We start from the raw sequence: 7,988 nt of genomic DNA on the forward strand, positions 1-7,988 counted from the left end.
CGGAAATTGACAGCAAGCTATTCGCTTAATCCTCCAACCAATTTCAGGTGAAGTCATGACTTTCCGATCGTGTCGATCCTGCTCCCGGTGGCCTCTCGGATTCCACTCAAGCCTCCTCGCCGCATGCCCTAGTCTCTCGGCGCACTCGGTACTGGGATGGCAACCACCGTGAGTCCGTCGATGCCGGAGAAATCGGCGGGATTGCACGTGTACACAGGTAGTTCATGAGATAGCGCCGTGGCTGCGATCATGGCGTCATACGCACGGGCCGAAGGTTTGCGGCCAGCCCGCCGCAACGAGGCCGCCACACGTCCGAACACTCGGGCCGCTGCCGCGTCGAAGGGCAGCGGGTCGAAGTCGGCCTCTGCCTGCTGAACATGGGCCTGGCGGGCGGCGCGCTCCCCGTCCGTCGTCGCGACCAGCGGTCCGACCGAAAGCTCGGCCAGCGTGACCGCGGTGATGAACGGCTCCGCAGGAAGGCTGGCTGGGTCCTCGATCCGAGACAGCATGATCACAGTACTGGTGTCGAGGACACCACGCTCATGGTTGCACGACGGACCTGTCACAGCGCCGGGTCCAGCACACTGTCGATATCCGCCCTGAGCCGCACAGGATCGACGGCCGGCATGCGACGCCACCGCTCCAGAAGCAGGGATGCCGGTAGGGGACGGCGCGGCAACGGTCGTAGCTCCGCAACCGCACGGCCATCCCGCGTCACCGTCAACGACTCCCCGCCCATGACACGGTCAAGAATCTCACCGCCGTGGTTACGCAGATCACGAACCGTCACCTCAGCCATGGATATTAGTGTATCACGCGTGATACACGCCCCTGTTGCCGGGCGCTCTAACGGTGACATGGCGGCAACGATGCTTCGAGATGCACGTCGCCGGGCGGAGTCGACTCAGGTCGAGCTGGCGTGGCTCACTGGTGCTCGTCGAGAAAACGGACGATATGGCCGAACACATCCAGAGCGTCGCTATGACCGTTTGAACCCGCCCTGGGTGCGGTCAGTCGACAGCTGCGATGTTCTCGCGGCCGGCACCGAGGTGGCGGGAGATCCCGCGCGCCGCGGCCAGCACAGCCGGCACGTAGCGTCGAGCGTGTCCGGCCTTGGCCGCGACGACGATCGACAGCGCCGCGACGACGGTGCGGGTCGAGTCGTAGACCGGTGCCGCGACCGAGACGGAGACCGTCTCGATCTGGCGGTCGCTGATCGCGTAGCCGGTCCGGCGGACTTCTGCCATGGCGCGGCGCAGCCGGGTCGGGTCGGTGATGGTGTGCTCGGTGTAGCGCTTGAGCGGGCCGGCGAGCACCGCGTCGATCTCGTCGCTGGTCGCGTGGGCGAGGAGCACAAGTCCGACGCCCGTCGCGTGCGCGGGCAACCGGCTGCCCGGTCGGCTCACGATGTGTACCGCCTGCCGGCCGGAGATCCTTTCCACGTAGACGACATCCGGCCCGTCCAGTACGGCGATCTGGACGTTTTCGTGGGTGACCTCGTAGAGATCCTCGAGGAACGGCAGCGCGGCCTCGCGCAGCCCGATGCTGCGCGGCGCCAGCGCGCCGACCTCCCACAGCCGTAGCCCGATGCGATACCGGCCGTCGTGATCACGTTCCAGTGCGCCCCAGCGCGCCAGCTCGCCCACCTGACGATGCGTGGTGGTCAGCGGCAACCCGGCCAGCCGGCTGATCTCGGACAGCGCCAGCGTCGGGCGGTCTGCGCAGAAGCAGTCGAGGATCGCCAGGACCCGCTGGGTGCCGGACGCGCGTCGCCTGCCGTTCATCGCGTGTCGCTTTCGAAGAGGTCTTCCGCCTGACGGAAGTCTAGGCCCGCACCGGCCGAGTCTGGGGCACGCTGATCCGACATCCGACATCCGACATCCGACATCCGACATCGGTCACCGGCGAAGGGGCTGCCCGCATGCGCACACAGGTCGGCATCGTCGGCGCGGGGCCGGCCGGGCTTCTTCTCGCTCACCTGCTGCATCTGCAGGGGGTGGAGTCTGTCGTGCTCGAGCGCCGGGACCGTGCCTACGTCGAACGCCGCGTCCGCGCCGGGGTCCTCGAGCACGGGACGGTCCAGACGCTGCGCGAGGCCGGCGTGGGTAAACGGATGGACGCGCAGGGACTGGTGCACACGGGCACCGAGCTGCGCTTCGGGCTGCGCAGCCACCGTATCGACTTCACCGCGCTCACCGGTCGCGGCATCATGGTCTACGGGCAGCAGGAGGTCGTAAAGGACCTGATCGCGGCGCGTCTCGACGCCGGTGGCGACGTGCGATTCGAGATCGAGGACGTCGCGCTGGCCGGTCTCGACCCCCAGGAGGCGCGCATCGAGTTCGTCCAGGACGGCGCGCGCCACGTGTTGGACTGCGACTTCGTCATCGGCACAGACGGGTTCCACGGCGTGAGCCGCAGCTACCTGCCCGACCTCGTGAGCTACGAACGCAGCTACCCGTTCGCGTGGCTCGGCGTCCTCGCCGACGCGCCGCCGTCCTCGCACGAGCTGATCTATGCCCGGCACGCCAACGGCTTCGCGCTACACAGCATGCGCTCACCGAGCGTCACCAGAATGTACCTCCAGGTCTCACCCGGCGAGGATCTCAGCGAATGGCCCGATGATCGAATCTGGGCGGAGCTGCATACTCGCCTAGCCGACGACACAGGCTTCGCGTTGACCGAAGGCCCTTTGCTGGACAAAGGGATTACGCCGATGCGCAGTGTCGTGGTGACGCCGATGCAGCACGGCCGGCTGTTCCTCGCCGGGGACGCGGCGCACATCGTCCCGCCCACCGGCGCGAAGGGGATGAACCTCGCCGTGGCCGACGTCCGCCTGTTGTCCCGGGCGCTCGGCGGCTACTACGCCGCAGGTCGGGACGACCTGCTCGCCGCCTACACCGAAACCGCGCTGCGCCGGGTCTGGCGCGCAACCCACTTCTCCTGCTGGATGACCTCGATGCTGCACCGCTCGCCCGACGACGACGTCTTCGGCGAGCAGCTCGCGCTGGCTCAACTCGACTACGTCGTGTCGTCCACGGCGATGGCGACGTCGCTGGCCGAGAACTACACCGGGCTGCCCTACGCACAAGGATGGTCATACCGATGAACGACGTGGACGTGGACGTGGACGTGGCGCAGCCGCTGCGGATGCCGACCGGCTATCGCGTGGACGCCGAGGGAACCCACCCCTCGTTGTCGTTCGCGGGGTACAAGAGCACCGCGCTGCGCCATCCGACCAGGCCACTGCATCTGTTGCCACATCGGCTCACGGAGGTCACCGGGCCGCTGTTCGGCTCCGAGCGGGTCGGGCCGGGCGAGGACGACCTGACCCGATACGACGGAGGTGAAGCGTGCGGGCAGCGGATCGTCGTCCATGGGCGGCTGCTGGACTCGGGTGGCCGCGCGGTGCCGGGCGCCCTGCTCGAAGTGTGGCAGGCCAACGCCGGCGGCCGGTACCGGCACGTCGGCGACCAGTGGCCGTCGCCGCTGGATCCGCACTTCGCTGGGCTGGGCCGCACGGTCACCGACGGCCAGGGCCGGTACCGGTTCACCACGATCAGGCCCGGGGCATACCCCTGGAAGAACCATCACAACGCCTGGCGGCCGGCGCACATCCATTTTTCGGTCTTCGGGCGGGCCTTCGCTCAACGGCTGATCACGCAGATGTACTTCCCGGACGATCCGCTGTTCGTCCAGGACCCGATCTACAACTCCGTCCCGGACGAGAAGGCCAAGGCGCGGATGGTGGCGTCCTACGACCACGATGTGACGACGGACCACTGGGCGCTCGGTTTCCGGTTCGACATCGTGCTGCGTGGACGCGACCAGACCCCCTTCGAGAGCGAGCCGCACGATGACTGAGCTGCTCGGATCGACACCGTCGCAGACCGTCGGGCCGTACCTGGCCATCGTGCTGGCCTGGGCGGATGGCTCAAATGTCGTCGCCCCCGGGACCGCGGGCCTGCTTACGATCACCGGAAGGCTGATCGACGGCGCCGGTGACGGAGTCCCCGACGGCCTCATTGAGATCTGGCAGGCCGACCCCGCCGGACGCTTCAACCACCCTGACGATCCGCGCGGCGCCCGTGCCCACATCGGGTTCCGGGGATTCGGCCGATGCCCGACCGAATCCGACGGCACGTTCGTCTTCCACACGCTCAAGCCCGGGCCGCTGCCAGCCGGCGACGGTGGCACCGAGGCGCCGCACCTGGACGTGTCCGTCCTCGCGCGCGGACTGCTGCATCGCCTCGTCACGAGGATCTACTTCCCCGACGAGGCCGCGGCCAACGCGACCGATCCGGTGCTGGGCGGGCTCGAACCTGCACAGCGGCGCCTGTTGACAGCGGTGGAACAGGAGAACGGCGGCCTGCGTTTCGACATCCGGATACAGGGTCACGACGAGACCCCGTTCTTCGCGATCTGATGGCGAAGACATCGGTGCGATCATGCTGGGCGACCAGGACGGTGAACCGGTGAATGCCCTGTGGGATCCGATCTTCGGTGCGACCGCGGTCGCCGCCACCACCGACGACCGCGCCTGGCTCGGCGCATTGTGTGACGTCGAAGCCGCGTTGGCTCGTGCCTGCGCGACGGTAGGACTGATCGACGGTGCGACGGCGACGCAGATCGAGGCTGCCTGCGCGCAGGCGGCCGCCCACGATCCCGGCGAGCTCGGTCGGCAGGCCGCCGCCGACGGCAACCCGGTGATCCCGTTGGTCCGCCGGCTTCGGGTCGCGCTCGCGCAAGCCGCGGATGAGCACGCCGCTTCGGTCGTCCATCTCGGCGCCACCAGCCAGGACATCCTCGACACCGCGGCCATGCTGGTGGCGCACCGGGCTACGGCCGTCGTCGGCGGCGGACTCGACGGCGCGGCCGACGCATGCGCCGTGCTCGCACGTGACCATCGAAACACCGCGATGGCCGGACGAACGCTGCTTCAGCAGGCGGTGCCCACCACGTTCGGGGCGGTAGCGGCCGGCTGGGGAGAAGGCCTCGACCGAGCCGGCCGTCGCCTGCGGGCGGTACGGGAGGACCTGGCCGTGCAGCTGGGTGGCGCCGCCGGCACGCTTGCCGCGCTGTATCCGGGCGGTCCGGCCGTCCGCGCCGCCCTGGCCGATGAACTCGGGCTGACCGACCCGGGCACGGTCTGGCACACCGAGCGCGTCCGCATCGCCGAACTCGCCGGCGCGCTCGGCGCGGCGTCCGGCGCGGTCGGCAAAATCGCCACCGACATCGTGCTGCTCGCCCAGACCGAACTCGGCGAGGTGGCCGAAGGCGTCGGTGGCGGATCATCGGCGATGCCACACAAGCAGAACCCGATCGCGGCCGTGACGGCCCGGGCCGCCGCCGCACAGGCGCCCGGCCTGGTGGCAACCCTTCTCGCCGCGATGCCCGGCGAGCTGCAGCGCGGCGCCGGTCCGTGGCACGCCGAGTGGGCACCGCTCACCGCGCTGCTCAACGTGGCGGGCGGCGCTGCGGCCAGACTGCGCGTATCGCTGTCGGGCCTGCATGTCGACCGGGACGCTATGAGCCGCAATCTACGATGTATGCAGGCAATCGACGCCCGGGTCCGGCCGAGCACCGATGTCGGCCATGCCGGCGACATCGTCGATCACTATCTTGCGGGACGACACCGATGACCGTCGATCTCCACTCCCTCGCCGAGGGACCGCGCAGCGCACCGGTGCTCGTGCTGCTCAACTCCATCGGCGCGTCGACCGCGATGTGGGATCCGCAGGTCGCCGTCCTCGCCGAGCGGTTCCGCGTCGTGCGGATCGACAGCCGCGGCCACGGCCGCTCACCCGCCGGCCCGCCCGGCCCGCCCGGCCCGCCCGGCCCGCCCGGCCCGCCGTGCACGATCGACGAGCTGGCTCGCGACGTCCTGGCCGTGCTGGACCGGATCGAGCTCGATCTGGGCGTCACCCGCGTCCACCTGGCCGGTCTGTCCCTCGGCGGGATGACAGCCATGTGGATCGCTGCGCACCATCCGCAGCGGATCGCCCGGCTGGCTCTGCTCTGCACGTCGGCCCACCTGCCGCCCGCGAAGGCCAGGTTCGACCGTGCCGCCACGGTGCGGCGCGACGGGCTGGGCCCGATCGCCGACGCAGTCGTCCAGCGCTGGGTGACACCGGGCCTCGCGGCCCGCGACCCCGGCCTGGTGGCGGCGCTCGTGGCCATGGTGAGGTGCACCGATGCGGAGTCCTACGCGCAGTGCTGCGAGGCGATCGCCACCATGGATCTGCGCCCCGATCTCGCTCGCATCGCCGCGCCGACGCTGGTCATCGCCGGGGCCGACGATCCGGCCATCCCACCCGAGCACCCACAGACGATCGCCGACGGTATCGCAGGGGCCCGGTTCGAGGTGCTCGGGAACGCGGCACACCTCGTCACGGTCGAGCGGTCCGGCGAGGTCGCACGCCTCCTACTGGAGCACTTCTGCCCGCCGGACGGTGCGGGGCCCGGCGCCGGGGGCGCGACGTTGAACGCGGGTTATGCGACGCGCCGCGCCGTCCTGGGCGACGAACACGTGGACCGCGCGACAGCGAACACCACCGAACTCACCGCGCCCTTTCAGGACTTCATCACCCGCTACGCGTGGGGCGAGGTCTGGTCGCGGCCCGGTCTCACCCGCCGGGACCGGTCGATCGTGACACTGGCCGCGTTGACCTCCCTCGGTGCCGACCACGAGATCGCGATGCACGTGCGTGCCGCGATCCGCAACGGACTCACCCCGGCTGAAATCGGTGAGGTGCTGCTGCACACGGCGCTGTACAGCGGCCTGCCCCGCTCCAACCGGGCATTCGCCATTGCGCAGCAGACGCTGGCAGCGCTCGACGCCTCCGTTCCCATCACGAGCGACCGGCAATAGGGAAAATTGACAAGGGGTCTTCGACCTTGTCCGTGACGTGACGTTCTAATTCGATCATGTACTGCCATCGAACCCGGCTAGGCGCCACATGCCCTTGGCGCTAGAACGTGTTGTGACCGGCGCGAACCTCGAGGCAACCGCGTAGGCACGGTTACGCTAGTCGAGTGGAGACACGCCGGGACGAGGGAGAGTCGGACGACGATGGTTGACACGGGTCCGCTTGGAAAAAATCTTCGGGAATCTCGGCGTAGCAGTGGTTATTCACAGGAGGAGCTTGCCGAAAGATCGAATCTTAGCATTTCGACTATTCGAAAAATCGAACAAGGCGGTTCTGCGCGGATTGAGACGCTACACACGCTCGCACGGACTCTCGGCATCGAGACATCTTCGCTATTCGATGCGAAGGCACCTGAGCCGGTAGGCCCGGAAGAGGAAAAGAATAAGCTCAGCCTCCTTCGGTTGCGCCAGGTGTTGACGCCAGCCGTCGGAATCAGTGGCAAAATCGATGCCGATTCGAGCTTGCAGAGCGCCGGAACCAGCAGCGACGATCTACGGAGTGAACTGGTTCACGCGACGACTCTATACCATGCCGACGACTTCGAATCTATGGCACTGATTCTTCCCGAGATGATCCTGACAGCTAACAGTCTGATGCAAGCTGCTGCCGAGGAGCAGCGGGCAGAGACATTCAGACTTCGGGCGAACGTTTACCAGCTAGTAGGCTGGTTTCTGACTCAGGTACGACAGTACGATCTTGCTTATGCGGCTATTCGCGAGGGTATCGCGGACGCGGTCGAGGCGCAGGACAGACTCACCGCGGCGGCTGGGGCTATCTCGCAATGCTGGCTCTTTATTCGACAAGGCAGGTTCGTTGACGCCGAAACACTCGCGGGTTCGACCGCCTCGCAAATCGAACCCCGAATCTCTTCGACAACCGCCCCCGAACTGTCGGCATGGGGTTGGCTTCTCCTTCGAGGCTCAGCAGCGGCGGTACGCAACAACCGAGAAGATGTCTCCGACGATTTTTTGCGGCTTGCCGAAGTTGCGGCTGTGCGTATCGGAGACCAAGAAGGCGGAGAGTACCACCAGTACTGGTCAACCTTTGATATGAGAACAGTCA

9 protein-coding genes are annotated in these 7,988 nt (G+C 67.8%); 6 read left to right on the forward strand and 3 right to left on the reverse strand.

The features are described from left to right. Positions 1-128: 128 nt before the first annotated feature. The 3 genes from U9983_RS24745 to U9983_RS24755 form a co-directional block, all read right to left on the reverse strand. A complete protein-coding gene (locus tag U9983_RS24745) occupies positions 129-509 on the reverse strand; it encodes a type II toxin-antitoxin system VapC family toxin (RefSeq protein ID WP_416211522.1) in 381 nt (126 codons plus the stop codon). A gap of 53 nt (positions 510-562) precedes the next feature. After that, entirely contained in the window at positions 563-799 is a 237-nt protein-coding gene (locus U9983_RS24750; protein WP_322756318.1) for a type II toxin-antitoxin system prevent-host-death family antitoxin, read from the reverse strand. Positions 800-1,010: 211 nt separating this feature from the next. Next, a complete protein-coding gene (locus U9983_RS24755) occupies positions 1,011-1,784 on the reverse strand; it encodes an IclR family transcriptional regulator (protein WP_322756319.1) in 774 nt (257 codons plus the stop codon). A gap of 137 nt (positions 1,785-1,921) precedes the next feature. On the opposite strand from U9983_RS24755, the gene U9983_RS24760 reads away from it, so the two are divergent. The 6 genes from U9983_RS24760 to U9983_RS24785 all read left to right on the forward strand — a co-directional run. Next, positions 1,922-3,106: a 4-hydroxybenzoate 3-monooxygenase gene (locus tag U9983_RS24760; protein ID WP_322756320.1), complete on the forward strand. Its 1,185-nt coding sequence runs from the start codon at positions 1,922-1,924 to the stop codon at positions 3,104-3,106. A gap of 41 nt (positions 3,107-3,147) precedes the next feature. Further along, entirely contained in the window at positions 3,148-3,861 is a 714-nt protein-coding gene (pcaH, locus tag U9983_RS24765) for a protocatechuate 3,4-dioxygenase subunit beta (RefSeq protein ID WP_416211524.1), read from the forward strand. Continuing rightward, positions 3,854-4,423, forward strand: a complete 570-nt coding sequence (gene pcaG, locus U9983_RS24770) for a protocatechuate 3,4-dioxygenase subunit alpha (protein ID WP_322756322.1) — start codon at positions 3,854-3,856, stop codon at positions 4,421-4,423. The genes pcaH and pcaG overlap by 8 nt, the downstream gene beginning before the upstream one ends. A gap of 22 nt (positions 4,424-4,445) precedes the next feature. Next, positions 4,446-5,639, forward strand: coding sequence for a 3-carboxy-cis,cis-muconate cycloisomerase (gene pcaB, locus U9983_RS24775; RefSeq protein ID WP_322756323.1), 1,194 nt, complete (start codon positions 4,446-4,448; stop codon positions 5,637-5,639). Next, a complete protein-coding gene (gene pcaC, locus U9983_RS24780) occupies positions 5,636-6,868 on the forward strand; it encodes a 4-carboxymuconolactone decarboxylase (protein WP_322756324.1) in 1,233 nt (410 codons plus the stop codon). The genes pcaB and pcaC overlap by 4 nt, the downstream gene beginning before the upstream one ends. A gap of 201 nt (positions 6,869-7,069) precedes the next feature. Further along, positions 7,070-7,988: helix-turn-helix transcriptional regulator (locus U9983_RS24785; RefSeq protein WP_322756325.1), on the forward strand; the 919-nt coding region annotated here is incomplete at its 3' end.

Origin of the sequence: Protofrankia sp. Cas3 (assembly GCF_963555955.1) — a bacterium.
Taxonomy (GTDB): domain Bacteria; phylum Actinomycetota; class Actinomycetes; order Frankiales; family Frankiaceae; genus Protofrankia.

What these genes read in the sequence shown, in the direction of transcription:
- U9983_RS24745 (WP_416211522.1), bottom strand. Translation starts at nt 509, where the DNA reads ATGCTGTCTCGGATCGAGGACCCAGCCAGCCTTCCTGCGGAGCCGTTC.
- U9983_RS24750 (WP_322756318.1), bottom strand. Translation starts at nt 799, where the DNA reads ATGGCTGAGGTGACGGTTCGTGATCTGCGTAACCACGGCGGTGAGATT.
- U9983_RS24755 (WP_322756319.1), bottom strand. Translation starts at nt 1,784, where the DNA reads ATGAACGGCAGGCGACGCGCGTCCGGCACCCAGCGGGTCCTGGCGATC.
- U9983_RS24760 (WP_322756320.1), top strand. Translation starts at nt 1,922, where the DNA reads ATGCGCACACAGGTCGGCATCGTCGGCGCGGGGCCGGCCGGGCTTCTT.
- pcaH (WP_416211524.1), top strand. Translation starts at nt 3,148, where the DNA reads ATGCCGACCGGCTATCGCGTGGACGCCGAGGGAACCCACCCCTCGTTG.
- pcaG (WP_322756322.1), top strand. Translation starts at nt 3,854, where the DNA reads ATGACTGAGCTGCTCGGATCGACACCGTCGCAGACCGTCGGGCCGTAC.
- pcaB (WP_322756323.1), top strand. Translation starts at nt 4,446, where the DNA reads ATGCTGGGCGACCAGGACGGTGAACCGGTGAATGCCCTGTGGGATCCG.
- pcaC (WP_322756324.1), top strand. Translation starts at nt 5,636, where the DNA reads ATGACCGTCGATCTCCACTCCCTCGCCGAGGGACCGCGCAGCGCACCG.